This window comes from Pseudomonas sp. nanlin1 (assembly GCF_045571515.1).
In the GTDB taxonomy this organism is placed as follows: Bacteria; Pseudomonadota; Gammaproteobacteria; order Pseudomonadales; family Pseudomonadaceae; genus Aquipseudomonas.
In genome coordinates this window covers 2,541,257-2,557,346 of record NZ_CP124218.1, presented here as the reverse complement: position 1 = coordinate 2,557,346, position 16,090 = coordinate 2,541,257, and the positions used below count along the sequence as shown (strand labels likewise).

Below are 16,090 nucleotides of genomic sequence, written 5' to 3'. Positions count from 1 at the left end.
GATGTCCACCCACGCAGCCTTGCAGCAGGCCCTTGAGTCGATCGAGGCGGATCATGCGTCGATGGTTAACGATCTGCAACGAATGATCGCTGTCGATACGTGCTTTCCACCCGGTTCGGGTTATTCCGCGTTTGCCGACCTGATGGAGACCCTGGTAGCACCGCTGGGCCTGCAGACCCAACGCGTCACCGTTCCGCAAGCGTTGTGGCAGACCCGCAACGGCGAGGCTTACGGTGAGCGCATCAACCTGATCGCCCGGCAACCCGGTGATGGCGAAGTGTGCAGCCTGTATTTTCATGTCGACACGGTGCCGCCCGGTGACGGCTGGACCCAGCCGCCCCTGCAATTGACCGAGGTCGACGGCCAACTGATCGGGCGTGGTACGGCCGACATGAAAGGCAGCGTGGCGGCGACCCTGGCCGCCTTGCGTGCGGCGCAACGCTTCAATCTGCCGCTGCGCTTTTGCCCGTCTTTATTGCTGTGTACCGATGAAGAGGGTGGCCTGTACCCTGGCATCCGCTACCTCGCCGAACAGCAACTGATCGAGGGGCACATCCTGAGCTTTAACGGCGGCGCCGCCCCCCGGATATGGGCCGGTTGCTTTGGCAGCGTCGACTTGAAAATCGTCGTCAAGGGGCGCTCCTCCCATTCGGGCGAACCGGTGGATGCCATCAACGCCATCGAACAGAGCCTGCCACTGCTCAATGCCCTGCACAGCCTCAAACAACAGGTGCAACAGAGGGCCTGGCCAATGCCCTCGCCCCCCCATTACCAGGGCGCGCCGTTGATTTCGCGCATGACCCTGGCGGCCGCCCACGGCGGTAGCAAGGGCTCTACCGTGCCGGCCCAGTTCGAGATCCTGATCAACCGCCGCTATGCGCCCCAGGAGCCCTTCGAGGCGGTGATGGCTGAGCTGCGGGCTTGCATCGACACGGCGATGGCCGGCTCAGAGGCGCTGTCGGTCGAGCACGAAGTAATCGGCCATCTGGCCCCCGTGGCCGACCCCACGGGGCCCCATTGGCCGCGCTGGCAGGCCGCCCTGGGGGTTGGCTTCGGATTCAGCGCCGAGCAGTTTCAATGCTACGGCTCCTCCAGCAGCTCGGACATGGGCTGGGTCCAGCAGGCCGGGATTCAGGAGATTCTGCTGGGTGGGCTGATCCGCCCGCAGAGCCGCATTCACGCAGCCGATGAATACACCACGCGCAGTGATCTGGTGGCGCTGGCGCAGTCGATCCTGGCCTACCTGGCGGCCGATTTCGCCCCACCCGCTATTGCCGCCGCCGTGCCTGACTGAGCATTGCGATTACCGAAGACCGGCGCCAAGACGGGTCATCGGCTTTTTTTTACGCAGCTGCCCCACGCTTCTCTTCTTGCCCTGTGGAGTATTGCCATGAATACCGTCTTGCGGCTCAACCGCCGCTGCTTCCTGACCGCCTCGGCCATTGCTACCGGCACTGCGCTGCTGCCGTTTTCCACCTCGCTGTGGGCGGCTGCGGCGGCCCAGAAAGGCGGCACTTTGCGCATCAGCGTCGACCAAGCCGTCGGCATGCTCAACCCGCTGCTGGTCAGGGTCAACCCCGAGTACCTGCTCAGCGAGTTGCTCTACAACGGCCTGACCCGCCTGAGCCAGGACATGCAGGCCGAGCCCGACCTGGCACAAAGCTGGAGCCACAACCCCGAGCTCACCGAATGGACCTTCACCCTACGCAGCGGCCTACGCTTTCACGATGGCAGCCCCTGCACCGCCCACGATGTGGCTGCCAGCCTGCAGGCGATCCTGGACCCGAAGACCGCCTCGCCGGGCCTGCGTAACATCGGCCCGATCCAACAGGTCGAGGCCCTGGACGAGCTGCACGTCAAGCTGACGACTCACATAGCCTATGCCGACTTGCCCGTCAGCCTGGCTTACCCGGACGCCAAGATCGTGCCGGCAGCGATTGTGCAAAGCGACCTGTCACGACTGTCGCGCGAAGCGATCGGTACCGGCCCCTTCAAGCTGGTGTCATTCGAGCCTGAGCGTAGGGTGGTGGTCGCCCGTAACGAGCATTTTTACGACCCCCAACGGCCGCACTTGGACCGGGTGGAAATCCACGTTTACCCCGACCCGGCGTCCGAAGGCTCGGCGCTGATGTCCGGCGATATCGACCTGATGCTGTCGGCCCAGGCCACTGAATTCAGCCGCCTCAGCCAAGCCAGCGGGGTCAGCGGCCTGCGGGTCGCCTCTGGGCAATTTCTCAACATCAACATGGGCTGTGATCAGCCGCCCTTCAATGACGTGCGGGTGCGCCAGGCCTTGGCACTGTGCGTGGACCGCGCCGCGCTGGTGGACTTCGTCGCCGAAGGCTTCGGCACGCCCGGCAACGACACACCGCTCAATGCCGCGTACCGCTACCACAGCGATATCGCATTGCGCGAAGCCAACCTGACGCAGGCGAAAAAGCTCCTCGCCGAGGCCGGTTACCCTAACGGGCTGGACGTCACCTTGGTGGCCTCGGACAAACCATCGACCCGCACCCAACTGGGCATTGCCGTAGCGGAAATGGCCAAGCCGGCCGGCTTCAACATTACCGTAGCGACCATGGCCAACAGCACCTACTTGGACCAAGTCTGGAAAAAGGGCAACTTTTACGTGGGCTTTTACAACATGCAGCCCTCGGCCGACGCCGTGTTTTCACTGCTGTACACCTCAGACGCGGCCTGGAATGAAACCCGTTGGAACAACGCTGAGTTCGACGCTGCGGTAGCAGCCGCCCGCGGCACCGACGACGCGGCCAAGCGCAGCGCGCTGTACGCCACCGCGCAACAGTTGATGCACGAGCAAGTGCCGTCCCTTATCCCAACCTTCTTCGATGTACTGGCCGCCCAGCGCAACCACGTTCAAGGCTACCAACTGCACCCCCGCGGTGCGGTGTTCCGCCTCGATCAGGCTTGGCTCGATGCCAGCGCCATTAAGCGCGGATAAGCCGAGGATAAGCCTGTGACTGCTGCCTATTTGACCAAGCGCTTATTGTTAGTGGTGTACACCCTGCTAATCGTGTCGCTGCTGGTCTTCGCCATCACCCAACTGCTGCCCGCCGATGCGGCGGTGACCTTACTCGGCCAGAACGCCACCCCCGAGGCCCTGGCTGCACTGCGAGAAAAACTCGGCCTGGACCAGCCAGCCTGGCTGCAATTCAGCCGCTGGCTGATGGCGGTACTGCGAGGCGACCTGGGCGTCTCGATGCGCAATGGCCAACCGGTGCTGGGCGCGCTGCTCGACGCCCTGGGCCGCTCACTGTTGCTGGCCAGTTGCTCGTTATTGCTGATGCTGGTCGTTGCCATTCCCCTGGGGATTATCGCGGCCGTACGCCGGGGCCGCCCAGTGGACCTCATCATCGGCATGCTCACCTACATTGGCGTGTCGTTGCCCGAGTTCGTCACCGCCACGCTACTGATCCTGCTGTTTGCCGATGTCTGGCAACTGCTGCCCGCGACGGGCTACGTGCCGCTAAGCGATGACATCGGCGAAGGCATCCGTCACTTGATCCTGCCCACCCTCACGGTGTCCATGATCATGGTCGCCCACGTGTCGCGCATGGTGCGTTCGGAAATGATCGACGTGCTGCACACCGACTACATCCGTGCCGCCCGCCTCAAGGGGCTGTCGCGGCGGCGGGTGCTGCTGCGCCATGGCTTACGCAACGGTTTGCTGCCCACCATCACCATTGTCGCCCTGGACGTCGGCTACCTGCTGGGGGGCATCGTGGTGGTCGAAGAGATCTTCAACATCCCCGGCATCGGCCGCGAGCTACTGGTCGCGGTGGCTGCTCGCGATTTGCCAGCGATTCAGGGGGGTGTACTGATCCTCGCGGCGACCTATTGCCTGGTCAACTTCGTGGCTGACCTGGCCTATGCCTACCTCGACCGGCGAATTCAATATGCGTAATGTCCTCTACCGCCTGCTGACCACGCCCCAGGGCTTACTGGGCAGCCTGATCCTGCTGCTGGCCGTGGTGCTGGTATGCGCCGGCCCGGCCCTGGCGCCGTACGACCCGCAAGCGATTTCAGTCCTGGCTCGCTACCAACCGCCGAGCCTGGTGCACTGGTTCGGCACGGACCAGTTGGGCCGCGATATCTTCAGCCGCCTGCTGATGGGCGCCCGCGCGACCATTGCGCTATCGGTGTTGGCCACGGCCATGGCGATGTTCATCGGTGCCTTGCTGGGCACCCTGAGCGGCTACCTGGGTGGGCGCGTCGATGAAGCGCTGATGCGCACCCTCGACGCGGTGATGTCCATCCCTACCCTGCTGTTCGCCCTGCTCATCGTCAGCACCCTGGGCCGCAGTGACTTCAACGCAGTATTGGCGATCACCATTGCCTTCGTTCCCAGCATGGCGCGGATCGCGCGCAGCGTCGCCCTCGCGGCGCGGCGCCAGGACTATATCAATGCCGCTATCGCCCGAGGCGAGTCGACCGGGTACATCGTGGTACGGGAAATGCTGCCCAATATCGTCGCGCCGATCATCGTCGAGGCGACCATTCGGGTGGCGTTCGCCATCATGTTGTTCGCCACCCTCAGCTTCCTCGGGCTGGGCGCACAACCACCACAACCGGAGTGGGGGCTGATGGTCGCCGAAGCACGGCGCTACTTCTTCCAGGCGCCGTGGATGATGCTGATGCCGGGGCTGGCCATCGCCACCGTGGCGATCGGTTTCAACCTATTGGGCGATGGCTTGCGCGATGCCCTCAACCCCAGGGGGCAACGTTCATGAGCCAGGTTCTGCAAGTAGCTGACTACAGCCTTGACTATCAACTGCCCAGCGGCCCCCTGCACGTGCTGCAAAACATCGACTTTAGCGTGGCGGCCGGTGAAGTGGTGGGCCTGGTGGGCGAGTCCGGTTCGGGCAAGACCACCCTGGGTTGGGCAATCATGCGCTACCTGGCGGGCAACGCCCGGGAGCTCGGCGGCAGCATTCGCTTGCAGGGCGAGAACCTGCTGCAGATGCCCCAGCGCCAGGTCGAAGGCCTGCGCGGCGGGCGCCTGGGGATGATCTTCCAAGACCCCAGCGCCTCGCTCAACCCCACCCTGAGCCTGGGCGAGCAGGTGGTGGAAGCGCTCACCCGCCATCGCAACCTGAGCTACCGTGATGCCTGGGCGCTGGGCGAGCAACTGCTGGCCGACGTCGACCTGAAAGACCCAGCGGCGATGATGAAGCGTTTTCCCCACGAAGCCTCGGGCGGCGAAAAGCAGCGGGTGCTGATTGCGACCGCCTTCGCCTGCCGCCCCCAGTGTTTGATTTTCGATGAGCCGACCACGGCCCTCGACGTGATCAGCTCCGCGCAAATCCTCCAGCTGTTTCGCCGCCTGCGCGAAGAAACCGGAGTGGCCTCGTTGTACATCTCCCATGACCTGGCACTGGTGTCGCGGGTCGCTGACCGGGTGTGCGTGCTCAACCAAGGGCGCATTGTCGAGCAGGCGCGCGGGGGGCAGATTTTCAGCGCGCCCGAGGATGCCTACACGCAACGGCTGGTCGCCGCCGTGCCAGCGGCCGACAAACGCTTATTGGACGAGGCCAGTGTCAGCGGCGAGCCGCTATTGCGGGTCAGTGACCTCAATGTGCGCTATGGCCGCCCCGCTCTACTGGACAGCCTGCTGCGCCGCCAGTCAGCCGCGACCCTGGGCGCTCGCGATCTGAACCTGAGCATCGCCCGTGGCGAGATTGTGGGGATCGTCGGCGAGTCCGGTTCGGGCAAGTCCACCCTAGCCAAGGCCCTTACCGGCCTGACGCCATTCACCGGCACCGTGCATTTCGACGGCGCGGCGGTGCACGGCCCAGCGCAGATGAATCAGGCTTATCGGCGCAAGGTGCAGATCATTTTTCAGCACCCGGACGCCTCCCTGAACCCACGGCAGACCATTGGCCAGATACTCTCGCGGCCGCTGCGCCTGTACGGTTTGACCGAGGGAGAAGCCCAAGCCCAGGCGATCGCGCGGCTGCTACGCGAAGTGCGCCTGCCCGAGGATTTTGCCAGCCGTTACCCCCATGAGTTGTCCGGTGGGCAAAAGCAACGGGTGGCCATCGCCCGCGCCTTCGCCGCGCGCCCAGAGCTGGTGATCTGCGATGAGATCACTGCAGCCCTGGATGTCTCGGTGCAAGCGACGGTCATAGAGCTGCTGCTGGAACTGCGCCGCCAGCACGGCACTGCCTACCTGTTCATCACCCACGACCTCAACCTGATCCGCCAAATCGCTCACCGCATCGGCGTGATGTACCGCGGCGACTTGCTCGAAGTCCTGCCAGCGCTGGGCATGGCCGCCCAGGCCAGCCACCCCTATACCCGCGCCCTGCTCGACGCAGTGCCACAGCCTCTGAACGAATTGGAATCGCCTTATGACGCCTGAATCGCTACTCGACCGCATCGACGAGACCTATTGCCTGGATTTTCTAGCGCGCATGGTCCAGCACAAGAGTTACAGCGCCACCCCCGAGGAGCGCGCCCTGGCGCAGTACATGGCGGAACAGATGCAGACCCTAGGCCTGGCCACTGAACTCATGCCAGTGCCCGGTGAGCGCCTGAATGCCATCGGCACCCTCAAGGGCCAGGGCGGCGGCCACAGCCTGCTGTTCAACGGGCACCTGGACACCAACCCGGTCACCGAAGGCTGGACCGTAGACCCGTGGGCCGGGAAAGTGGATGACGAGTTCATCTACGGCATCGGCGTGTCGAACATGAAAGCCGGCGATGCGGCGTACTTTTGCGCGGTCAAGACGCTGATCGACGCCGGGGTGAAGCTCAAGGGCGATGTGATCCTCACCTACGTCGTGGGTGAACTCCAGGGCGGCATCGGCACGCTCGCGGCCATCGAGCAGGGGGTCAAAGCGGATTACTTCATCAACTCGGAGCCGACCGACTTACAGGCCGTGACCCTACACGTCGGCTCACTGATGTTCGTCATCGAACTGACCGGCGATACCCGCCACCTGTCCAAACGTGAAGAGGCCGTAGATGTCATCACCGCCGCCGTGCAACTGATACCGCAAATCAACGGCATCACCTTCAGCGGCGCTCGCTCGGCGGAGCATGCCAAGGTCAATCGTGGGCATATCGGTGTGGTCCGAGGCGCATTGGGCCGCGACCTGGTGGAATGGCGCGCGCCGCAAGTCGCCGACTTTCTGCGCCTGCGCGGTTCGGCCCGCTACACCCCAGGGCAAACCGTTGAGTCAGTGCTGGCCGACCTGCAGCGCCTGCTTGACCAACTCTGCGAGCAATTCCCTGGCTTGCAGGCCACCTTAATTAATGACAGCGACAACCAACCGCTCATGCCACCGTTCGAAGTGGCCCACGACTCGCTGATCGTGCAGGCAGTCAACGCCGCTTACCAACAGGTCAGGGGCGAACCGCAACCGACCGGCATCATCATTCCCCCGGCCTACTTTGGCACCGACGCCGCGCATTTTTATCAACGCCTGGGCATGCAAGGCGTGGTCTGTGGGCCGGGCGGCAAGTTCAACACCATGCCGGACGAGCGCGTGCACAAACGCGATTATCTGGACATGGTGCGCGTGTATATCCTGGCTATTTTGCGTATTTGTGAGGTGGATACCGCAGAGTAAAACAGCGCTATTGCAAGCTTTCTTCGCAGTCGGTAACAATGGATTGCCTGCCTCTGTAACCAAGCGTCGAACAAAGTTCGCAAACCCGCTTTGCGGCCTGGGCGTACGCGGCACACAAGGCTCGCCGGTCTTGATCAATACGAGCGACTTTTTTCGGCAATATAACGACAGCGGTTAGGAGCACAAGGCAATGTTGACTCATTTGAAAGTCCGCACCGGCATGATCGGTGTATTGAGCGCCTTTGTGCTCGCACTATTATTGGCCTGCCTGAACGGGTTTTATGGGGCCCGCGCAAGTGATCAACAAATTCAAGAGTTGAACCTGCTGACGGCGGTACAACTGAACAAGCTCAACAATGCGGCCATTTGGGTGACGCGAGCCAGTGCCACCAGCCATAGCTCATTGCTCGATCGGCTGGCAGGCCGCAGCGAATCGGCCGATCAAGGCGTCACCGCCGCCGAAGAACGCCTGAACAATGCGAAAAAGTTGATTACCGAAATCATTCCCACCCTGACCGACCCGCAAATGATCACCGCCGGGCGCGAACTCGAACAAGTGTTCTCTGAATACGCCAAGGTGGTACAACAACAAATCAATAGCACTCGGCTAGGCGATTTAGCCGAATATGCCAAGATGAATGACAACGCCAAAGCGCTGGGGCAACGGTATGGGCAGGTGCGTGATGCTTTTACTGCGCTCATTACCGCGCACATAGCACAGACCATGGCGGATTCCCGTCAGCGCATCGAAGAGGCTCAACTCGCCACCACTGCCCTGCTGATCCTTACGCTGTTACTGGCGATCACATGCTGGCTGTTCATTTCAAACCGCGTACTGTTGCCTTTACGCCAAGCCGGTGAGCGTTTCGATGAAATGGCCCGCGGCGACCTCAGCCAACCGATAACGGCCGCCAGTCGCAACGAGATAGGTCAACTCTTTGCCTCGTTGGCCAACATGCAAAAAAACCAACGCAACACCCTGTCCCAGCTCAGTAAAACAGCCGCACTGGTGGCCGATGCGGCGCAGAACCTCAACGGTATCACCCACGAAAGTGCTCAGGACTTGCAGCAACAACACGCCGAACTTGAAATGGCCGTCACTGCCGTCACGCAAATGACCTCAGCGGTCGAAGAAGTCTCGCGCAATGCGGTGTCTACGTCGGAGGCAGCCCAGGCCTCCAATCGCCTGGCCAATGAGAGCCGTGAACAAGTTCGACGCGTGCGCACCGAAATAAGCTCGATGAACAGCGACGTGCAACTGACCGGCGAAGTCATCCAGCGCCTGGCGAGCCAAGCCCAGGATATCGGCAAGGTCCTGGATGTCATTCGGTCGGTATCTGAACAAACCAACTTACTGGCGCTCAACGCCGCCATCGAGGCGGCCCGTGCTGGTGAATCAGGACGCGGGTTTGCAGTGGTAGCCGACGAAGTACGCACGCTGGCCTATCGCACCCAGCAATCGACCCTAGAGATCGAAGAAATGATGGGCCGCATGCAGACCAGCAGCAACACGGCGGTTCAGTCCATTGCTAAGAATAGCGAGCGGGCCCAGCAAACCCTGGAAAGCACGCAGACCAGCGAGCACATGCTCGAAGAGATCTTTTCCGCCATTGCCGAGATCAATGACCGCAACCTGGTTATCGCCAGCGCCACCGAGGAACAGGCACAAGTGTCGCGCGAGGTGGACCGCAACCTGTTGAACATTCGCCATTTGGCCGCGCGTTCCGGCGAGGGCGCGGCGAGGACCGAGCATTCGAGCCAAGAGTTATCGCGGCTGGCTGTCGAGATGAACGAGATTGTGGGGCGGTTCAGGCTGTGATGGGGGGGGCAAAAGATCGGGGGCAAGCCCCCTCCTACGGATATTTGGTGTGTCGCAACGTAGGAGGGGCCTTGGCCCCGATCTTTTGATCCTGGAGCCACTGAGCACAACAAAAATTTCAACAACAAAAAAAGGACCCGAAGGTCCTTTTTTTGATTCGTTTCACACTTCGCCAGGAAACATGAAACGCGATATTTGGAGCGGGAAACGAGACTCGAACTCGCGACCCCGACCTTGGCAAGGTCGTGCTCTACCAACTGAGCTATTCCCGCAGGGTGTCGATGGGCGCCATTTTAACGGTTCTTAAACGGCAGTCAAGCCCTTGATTCAAAAAAGTTTTATTTCTTCTCAACGGTGTAGCGCAGGTGCGGCCAGGCGGCGCGTAGGTAGTTCATCATGGACCACAGGGTCAGGCCGGCGGCAACCAACAGCAGGCCGTAGCCGGTGAACACCCAAAATGTCAGGGTGGGCGGGTTGGCCAGGAGGATTACCAAAGCGAGCATTTGTGCGGCGGTTTTCCATTTGCCCAGGTTGGACACTGCAACATGGGCGCGGGCGCCGATTTCGGCCATCCATTCGCGCAGGGCCGAGACCACGATTTCGCGGCCGATGATCACCGCTGCCGGCAGCGTCAGCCATACATTGCCGTGTTCCTGCACCAACAGCACCAGCGCCACGGCGACCATCAGCTTGTCGGCAACGGGGTCGAGGAAGGCGCCAAATGGCGTGCTCTGCTCCAGCCGCCGCGCCAGGTAACCGTCCAGCCAGTCGGTGGCGGCGGCGAAGGCGAACACCGAACTGGTGGCCATGAAGCTCCACTGGTAGGGCATATAGAACAGCACAATGAAGATCGGGATCAGTAGAACGCGCAGTACGGTAATCAGATTAGGGATATTCATCGGCACAACTGGCTACTAGGTGAGTGGGGCATTCTACTCGCTGTGTAGGTTCGCATAAATCGACTCCGCGAGCTTTTTGCTGATTCCGGGTGCCTTGGCGATCTCATCGACGCTGGCCCGGGACAATTCTTGCAAACCACCAAAGTGCTTGAGCAGGTCGCGGCGGCGGGTCGGGCCCACCCCCGCCACCCCTTCCAGGGTCGAGGTGCGCCGTGTTTTGCCGCGGCGGGCGCGGTGCCCGGTAATCGCAAAACGGTGCGCCTCGTCACGGATCTGCTGGATCAAATGCAGCGCCGGTGAATCGCCCTTGAGGGTGAACTCATGGGCTACGTCGTTCAAGTACAGTGTTTCGAAGCCCGCCTTACGGGTAGTACCCTTGGCCACGCCGAGTAATATGAGGTCCGGCACGGCCAGTTCGTTGAGCACGTCGCGGGCCATATTCAGCTGCCCTTTACCGCCATCCACCAATAGCACGTCCGGCAGCTTGCCTTCGCCGTCTTTGATCTTGCTGAAGCGTCGGGTGAGGGCCTGATGCATGGCGGCGTAGTCGTCACCGGCGGTGACGCCTTCGATATTGTAGCGGCGATAATCGGACTTGATCGGCCCTTCCGGCCCAAATACCACGCACGAGGCCACGGTGGCCTCGCCGCTGGAGTGGCTGATGTCATAGCATTCAAGCCGCTGCGGTGGCTCATCAAGGTTGAGCACCTCGGCAAGGGCTTCGAAGCGCGCAGCGACGTGTTGGCGATTGGCTAGACGTGCGCCGAGGGCCTGCTCGGCATTGGTGACCGCCAGTTGCTGCCAGCGCGAACGGGTACCGCGTACCCGGTGGCTGATGCTCAGTTCGCGGCCGCGCAGGGTTTCGATGGCTTCAAGCAAGGCCGGGTAGTCTTCCGGCAGCACGTTGACGATCAGCTCGCTGGGCAAGTCGCGCTCGCCGCTACTCAAGTAATACTGGGCCAAAAAAGCCGACATCACTTCGCCGACCTCCTCTTCGATACCCACTTGGGGAAAGAAGTTTTTGCTGCCCAACACCCGCCCGCCGCGCACGCTGATCAAGTGCACGCAGGCGCCGCCTGGGTTGGTAAAGGCCGCCAGCACATCGACGTCGCCACTGCCGCCTTCCATGCTTTGCTGGTCCTGCACCCGGCGCAGCAACGCCACCTGGTCGCGCAGTTGGGCAGCGCTCTCGAAATCCAGGCTCATGGCGGCCTGCTCCATGCTGCTGGAAAGCTCATCACTGAGTTGATTGCTGCGCCCTTCGAGGAACATCACCGAATGACGTACGTCTTCAGCGTACTCAGCCGGCTCCACCAGCCCAACGCAGGGCGCTTTGCAGCGTTTGATCTGGTGCTGCAAGCACGGGCGGGTGCGGTTCTTGTAGTAGCTGTCTTCGCATTGACGAACGAAAAAGGTCTTCTGCAGCAGGCTCAGGCTTTCGCGAATGGCCCCAGCACTGGGGTACGGGCCGAAATAACGGCCTTTGGCTTTTTTCGCGCCCCGGTGAATGCTCAACCGTGGGAAAGGCCCGTCGGAGAGAAACACATAAGGGTAAGACTTATCATCGCGTAGCAGAATGTTGTAGGGCGGCCGCGATTCTTTGATCAAGGTCTGCTCAAGCAGCAGCGCCTCGGTCTCGTTGGACGTAATGGTGGTCTCGACCTGGGCGATGCGCCCGACCAATGCGGCCGTTTTGGGGGCCAGCCCGGTTTTGCGGAAGTAGCTGGCCAGGCGTTTTTTCAGGTTTTTCGCCTTGCCGACATAAAGCAGCCGCGCGTCGCAGTCAAACATCCGGTAGACACCGGGGCGGCCGCTGCAGGTCGAGAGAAAGGCACTGGGGTCAAAGGGGCTGGTCATGCTCAAAGACTGGCGTCGACCATGCCATGGCGAACGGCCAGGAGGGTGAGCTCGACATCACTGGCGATCGACAGTTTTTCGAAGATACGGTAACGGTAGGTATTCACGGTTTTAGGCGACAGGCAGAGTTTATCGGAGATGATCTGCACTTTCTGGCAGCCAACGATCATTAAGGCGATCTGGATTTCGCGCTCGGATAGCAGGTCGAACGGCGACTGCGAGGTGGTGGGTTGGAACGATTTGAGCGCCAATTGCTGGGCGATTTGCGGGCTGATATAGCGCTGGCCAGCGAAGACCAGGCGGATCGCCTGGACCATTTCATCGAGCGCCGCGCCTTTGGTCAGGTAGCCGGCGGCGCCGGCCTGGAGCAGGCGGGTGGGAAATGGGTCTTCCTCGCACACGGTGACGGCAACCACTTTGATCTCCGGCTGGCTACGCAGCAGTTTGCGCGTAGCCTCGAGGCCACCGATACCCGGCATCTTGACGTCCATCAAGACCACGTCGGGCTTCAACTCGCGGGCCTTCATCAGGGCTTCCTCGCCGGATTCAGCCTGCGCGATCACTTGCAAGCCGTCGATGTCGGCGAGCATCCGCGTGATGCCTGTGCGCACCAGATCGTGATCATCGACCACTAGCACCCTAATCAAGCAGACACCTCGTCTTAGCGGCAATTGAATGTTAGCTACCTTATCAAACAAACCGCTGCACCACCTCAACTGTGTGACAAATCTGTACCACTCTCAGTCCTCAAAGGCTCTAGGACTTGCGTGTACCGGGGCGCGTCCGGACGGGCGGGTTGGCCGAATAGGTGCCGGATATCTCGGCCAGGGTGCAGGCCATTTGCTTTAGAGCTGCTTGGCCGGCTGTAGGAAGTGTCCGATAGTCAAATAGGACTTTTTCCTCTTCAGGACTCAAACCCGCGCCTGCGATGGGCGTGCGCTCGCCGGTCAAGACGTAGCGAACATCAACGCCATGGCAGGCAACGGCGGCTAAATAGTCGGCTTTAGGGGTTCTTTCGCCGCTTTCGTACTTGCCCTGAGCATTGGCGGCCACGCCGCCGAGGGCGCCGAATTCTTTTTGCGTCAGCGATAGTTGCTCCCGCTCTTCACGCAGCCGCGGTCCAATTCCACTCATTTGAATGTATAATCCATTACTGAAACACTCATAACAGTGCTTACGCACCTTCCAATTCAACAAAAATAAACGGATTTGAACTATGCCCGCTATACGGACTGCGGCACAAGCTAAGGCTTGGCTCGACCAACAAGGAAAATCGGTACAGCAATTCGCCAGGGAACATGGGGTGGACCCTGCCACCACCTATCAGTTGCTTTCAGGGCGCAAGAAAGGCAAGCGCGGCGAAGCCCACCGAATTGCCGTGCTGCTGGGCATGAAGCTGGGGGTCGACGCCTGTGAGCTGGACAGCCTTCAACGCTGAATCGCCTGTTCCATGCGCCAGAAGCAGGCCTCCTCCCCCACCTCGACGAAGCCGTGGCGCTGGTAAAGGTGGCGTGCGGGGTTGGTCTTGAATACGGTCAGGCGCACCCGGGCAAAATGCTCCGACCTGGCCCGCGCCTGCACCTCATGCAGCACCGCACTGCCAAGGCCTTGCCCACGGGCAGCTTCGAGCAAATGCAGTTCGCGGATATACAAGGCGCGCAGGTCGCGGCTGAGGCTGAGGTAACCCAGGCGCTCGCCGGCGACCTGGACGATCAGGTTCTCGCGGCCCTGCCAGGCCAGGTCGAAGGCTGTCTCCTGCCAGAGCAGGTCGAACCTTGTGTAGTACGCCAGCATGCCACGCCGGGTGAGGTCGCGGGCGAACTTCAGGTCGCTGGCGCTGGCGGGGCTTAGGTACAGGTCCATAAATGGCTCGGCTAGAACGCTGAATAGACACTCAGCATACGAAAATTTTCCTTGAATGCCCTGCTCAGGCTGAAGTAACCTCGAAACTCACATCGGAGACAGCTAATGTCACACGCCACTTGCAACCCCGTCACCTGCACCGCCAGCGCTTTGCGCCAGGCTGCAGTTGCGCCTGCAGTTGCGCCTGCTTGTGCGCCGATGGAATTTTATTATGGGTATTGGTTTAGCCACTGGCGCGCCTAATACCCAAACTGGCGCCCACTGAATAGGGGTCGCCTGACAGAGATTTTCTCAACCCCCGGTCGGCCTCCCGACCGGGGGTTTTGTTTTTTTAGCGCTGCATTTCACCCACCTGCACGAGACTTTCGACATGACCCAGAGCTTTTATTACCGCAACTACACCCGCTATCTCGCTTGGCGATTTACCCGCCTGCACTCGATGCCCACTGCCAATGCCCTGAAGGGCGACTGTCGAACACCTCGATAGGGCTGCCCTGCGGCCACGACGCCGCGCCAGCCCCAAGGAACCGTTATGAAAACCGCTACCCACGCCCTGCCCAACCCTTGCACCAGCCAAATCCTGCCGCCTGCTGCAAACAGCCCTGTAAGCCGGCGCTTGCCCAGCAGTTTCGAACTCAAACAGCAGCGCCCCCTGGCGCCCTCCCTGGCACGCCAGGTCGAGGCCCAGCGCGAGGCGGTGCGCGCCATTTTGGCAGGCGACGACCCGCGTCTGTTAATAGTGGTCGGCCCGTGCTCACTGCACGAGCGCGAATCGGCGCTGGAATACGGCGAACGTTTGGCCGAGTTGGGCCGTGAGCTGCAAGGCCAGATGCTCTTGGTCATGCGCGCCTACGTGGAAAAACCGCGCACCACCATTGGCTGGAAAGGCCTGGCCTACGACCCCGGGCTCGATGGCAGTGACGATCTACGGGCAGGGCTGGAACTGTCCCGGCAATTGATGCTGGACCTGCTGCAACTGGGCCTGCCGCTGGCCAGCGAACTGCTGCAACCGCTGGCCAGCGGCTACTTCGATGACCTGCTCAGTTGGGCGGCGATTGGCGCGCGCACCACTGAATCGCAGATCCACCGCGAAATGGCCAGCGGCCTGGACTTCGCGATCGGTTTCAAAAACGGCACCGACGGTGGCGTGGGCGTGGCCTGCGACGCCATGGCCAGCGCCGCCCACCCGCATCGTCACTTCGGGCTAGACCCCCTGGGACACCCGGCGTTGATCGAAACAGCGGGCAACCGGCATACCCATCTGGTGCTGCGCGGCGGTCATGGCGGGCCAAACTACGACCAGCAGAGCGTGGCTCGGGTCCGCGACGCCCTGGCCCAGGCGAACGCATCGCCGCGCCTCATGGTGGACTGCAGCCACGCCAACAGCGGCAAAGACCCGTTGCGCCAACCTGCGGTGATGGCCGAGGTGCTGCGTCAGCGCCTGGCTGGGGACCGTTCACTGGTTGCCTTGATGCTGGAAAGCCACCTGTTCTCTGGCAAACAAACCTTGGGCCCGGACCTTCGCTACGGCGTGTCGGTCACCGACGGCTGCCTGGGCTGGGAGGCCACCGAGCGACTGTTGCGCGACAGCGCTGCTGCACTGCGGGGAAAAATCCACTCACCAGTGTGATTGAACTTTTGCGCGAAAAGCTCGCCTGAATCCGGTAGCCTGATGACTTTAATGTATGGAGATTTACATAATGGCCAAAGCCACTGCCCGTCACATCCTGGTATCCAGCGAAGAGAAGTGCAACGAACTGAAAGCACAAATCGAAGGCGGCGCTGACTTCGCTGAAATTGCCAAGCAGAACTCCACCTGCCCTTCGAGCCGCCAGGGCGGCGATCTCGGTTCCTTCGGCCCAGGCCAAATGGTCAAAGAGTTCGACAGCGTGGTATTCAGTGCGCCGGTCAACACTGTGCAAGGCCCGGTGAAAACCCAGTTCGGCTACCACCTGCTGGAAGTCACCAGCCGCCAGGACTAATGCCCAGTTTTAGCACTGTTGTGCCAGCCAGTGGCTTACCCCACTGGCACTGACGACCCGCTCCGGCGGGTCGTT

15 protein-coding genes and 1 tRNA gene are annotated in these 16,090 nt (G+C 61.5%); 10 read left to right on the top strand and 6 right to left on the bottom strand.

Annotation, left to right across the window (positions count from 1 at the left end; translation table 11 throughout):
• The first annotated feature begins 1 nt into the window (after window position 1).
• From QCL65_RS11920 to QCL65_RS11890, 7 genes are all read left to right on the top strand, one after another.
• Complete coding sequence (locus QCL65_RS11920; protein ID WP_407316415.1) at window positions 2–1,294, top strand: M20 family metallopeptidase; 1,293 nt, start codon at window positions 2–4, stop codon at window positions 1,292–1,294.
• Between the two features lie 96 nt (window positions 1,295–1,390).
• On the top strand, window positions 1,391–2,962 hold the full coding sequence (locus QCL65_RS11915; protein WP_407316414.1) for an ABC transporter substrate-binding protein: 1,572 nt from the start codon (window positions 1,391–1,393) through the stop codon (window positions 2,960–2,962).
• A 15-nt stretch (window positions 2,963–2,977) separates the two neighbouring features.
• Window positions 2,978–3,925, top strand: a complete 948-nt coding sequence (locus tag QCL65_RS11910; RefSeq protein WP_407316413.1) for an ABC transporter permease — start codon at window positions 2,978–2,980, stop codon at window positions 3,923–3,925.
• Window positions 3,891–4,751, top strand: a complete 861-nt coding sequence (locus QCL65_RS11905) for an ABC transporter permease (protein WP_407316412.1) — start codon at window positions 3,891–3,893, stop codon at window positions 4,749–4,751. The genes QCL65_RS11910 and QCL65_RS11905 overlap by 35 nt, the downstream gene beginning before the upstream one ends.
• Window positions 4,748–6,382 carry a nickel ABC transporter ATP-binding protein NikE gene (nikE, locus tag QCL65_RS11900; RefSeq protein WP_407316411.1) on the top strand — a complete coding sequence of 545 codons (1,635 nt, stop codon included), beginning with the start codon at window positions 4,748–4,750 and terminating at the stop codon, window positions 6,380–6,382. Before QCL65_RS11905 ends, nikE begins: the two co-directional genes overlap by 4 nt.
• A complete protein-coding gene (locus QCL65_RS11895; RefSeq protein ID WP_407316410.1) occupies window positions 6,372–7,595 on the top strand; it encodes a M20 family metallopeptidase in 1,224 nt (407 codons plus the stop codon). The genes nikE and QCL65_RS11895 overlap by 11 nt, the downstream gene beginning before the upstream one ends.
• A 190-nt stretch (window positions 7,596–7,785) precedes the next feature.
• The gene (locus tag QCL65_RS11890; RefSeq protein ID WP_407316409.1) at window positions 7,786–9,414 is read left to right on the top strand and encodes a methyl-accepting chemotaxis protein; all 1,629 of its coding nucleotides are present in this window, start codon (window positions 7,786–7,788) and stop codon (window positions 9,412–9,414) included.
• 196 nt (window positions 9,415–9,610) lie between these two features.
• Here QCL65_RS11890 and QCL65_RS11885 read toward each other — a convergent pair.
• From QCL65_RS11885 to QCL65_RS11865, 5 genes are all read right to left on the bottom strand, one after another.
• A tRNA-Gly gene (locus tag QCL65_RS11885) sits at window positions 9,611–9,686 on the bottom strand.
• Window positions 9,687–9,752: 66 nt separating this feature from the next.
• Window positions 9,753–10,313 carry a CDP-diacylglycerol--glycerol-3-phosphate 3-phosphatidyltransferase gene (gene pgsA / locus QCL65_RS11880; RefSeq protein ID WP_407316408.1) on the bottom strand — a complete coding sequence of 187 codons (561 nt, stop codon included), beginning with the start codon at window positions 10,311–10,313 and terminating at the stop codon, window positions 9,753–9,755.
• Window positions 10,314–10,346: 33 nt separating this feature from the next.
• Window positions 10,347–12,170: an excinuclease ABC subunit UvrC gene (gene uvrC / locus QCL65_RS11875; protein ID WP_407316407.1), complete on the bottom strand. Its 1,824-nt coding sequence runs from the start codon at window positions 12,168–12,170 to the stop codon at window positions 10,347–10,349.
• 2 nt (window positions 12,171–12,172) lie between these two features.
• Window positions 12,173–12,817 (bottom strand): UvrY/SirA/GacA family response regulator transcription factor, encoded by a 645-nt coding sequence (uvrY, locus tag QCL65_RS11870; protein ID WP_407316406.1) that lies wholly within the window; start codon window positions 12,815–12,817, stop codon window positions 12,173–12,175.
• A 109-nt stretch (window positions 12,818–12,926) separates the two neighbouring features.
• Window positions 12,927–13,304, bottom strand: coding sequence for a helix-turn-helix domain-containing protein (locus QCL65_RS11865; RefSeq protein WP_407316405.1), 378 nt, complete (start codon window positions 13,302–13,304; stop codon window positions 12,927–12,929).
• 82 nt (window positions 13,305–13,386) lie between these two features.
• Between QCL65_RS11865 and QCL65_RS11860 the strand changes: the two genes are divergently transcribed.
• Window positions 13,387–13,608, top strand: a complete 222-nt coding sequence (locus tag QCL65_RS11860) for a DNA-binding protein (RefSeq protein ID WP_407316404.1) — start codon at window positions 13,387–13,389, stop codon at window positions 13,606–13,608.
• On the opposite strand, the gene QCL65_RS11855 is transcribed toward QCL65_RS11860, so the two are convergent.
• Entirely contained in the window at window positions 13,599–14,033 is a 435-nt protein-coding gene (locus tag QCL65_RS11855) for a GNAT family N-acetyltransferase (protein WP_407316403.1), read from the bottom strand. The genes QCL65_RS11860 and QCL65_RS11855 overlap by 10 nt on opposite strands.
• Window positions 14,034–14,565: 532 nt before the next feature.
• Between QCL65_RS11855 and QCL65_RS11850 the strand changes: the two genes are divergently transcribed.
• Window positions 14,566–15,663, top strand: a complete 1,098-nt coding sequence (locus tag QCL65_RS11850) for a 3-deoxy-7-phosphoheptulonate synthase (RefSeq protein WP_407316402.1) — start codon at window positions 14,566–14,568, stop codon at window positions 15,661–15,663.
• A gap of 70 nt (window positions 15,664–15,733) precedes the next feature.
• Window positions 15,734–16,015, top strand: a complete 282-nt coding sequence (locus QCL65_RS11845; protein ID WP_407316401.1) for a peptidylprolyl isomerase — start codon at window positions 15,734–15,736, stop codon at window positions 16,013–16,015.
• Window positions 16,016–16,090 lie beyond the last annotated feature (75 nt).

Coding starts and splice junctions, on each gene's coding strand:
- QCL65_RS11895 (WP_407316410.1), top strand. CDS start 6,372: ATGACGCCTGAATCGCTACTCGACCGCATCGACGAGACCTATTGCCTG.
- pgsA (WP_407316408.1), bottom strand. CDS start 10,313: ATGAATATCCCTAATCTGATTACCGTACTGCGCGTTCTACTGATCCCG.
- QCL65_RS11920 (WP_407316415.1), top strand. CDS start 2: ATGTCCACCCACGCAGCCTTGCAGCAGGCCCTTGAGTCGATCGAGGCG.
- QCL65_RS11905 (WP_407316412.1), top strand. CDS start 3,891: ATGCCTACCTCGACCGGCGAATTCAATATGCGTAATGTCCTCTACCGC.
- QCL65_RS11890 (WP_407316409.1), top strand. CDS start 7,786: ATGTTGACTCATTTGAAAGTCCGCACCGGCATGATCGGTGTATTGAGC.
- nikE (WP_407316411.1), top strand. CDS start 4,748: ATGAGCCAGGTTCTGCAAGTAGCTGACTACAGCCTTGACTATCAACTG.
- QCL65_RS11860 (WP_407316404.1), top strand. CDS start 13,387: ATGCCCGCTATACGGACTGCGGCACAAGCTAAGGCTTGGCTCGACCAA.
- QCL65_RS11855 (WP_407316403.1), bottom strand. CDS start 14,033: ATGGACCTGTACCTAAGCCCCGCCAGCGCCAGCGACCTGAAGTTCGCC.
- QCL65_RS11850 (WP_407316402.1), top strand. CDS start 14,566: ATGAAAACCGCTACCCACGCCCTGCCCAACCCTTGCACCAGCCAAATC.
- QCL65_RS11915 (WP_407316414.1), top strand. CDS start 1,391: ATGAATACCGTCTTGCGGCTCAACCGCCGCTGCTTCCTGACCGCCTCG.
- uvrC (WP_407316407.1), bottom strand. CDS start 12,170: ATGACCAGCCCCTTTGACCCCAGTGCCTTTCTCTCGACCTGCAGCGGC.
- QCL65_RS11845 (WP_407316401.1), top strand. CDS start 15,734: ATGGCCAAAGCCACTGCCCGTCACATCCTGGTATCCAGCGAAGAGAAG.
- QCL65_RS11865 (WP_407316405.1), bottom strand. CDS start 13,304: ATGAGTGGAATTGGACCGCGGCTGCGTGAAGAGCGGGAGCAACTATCG.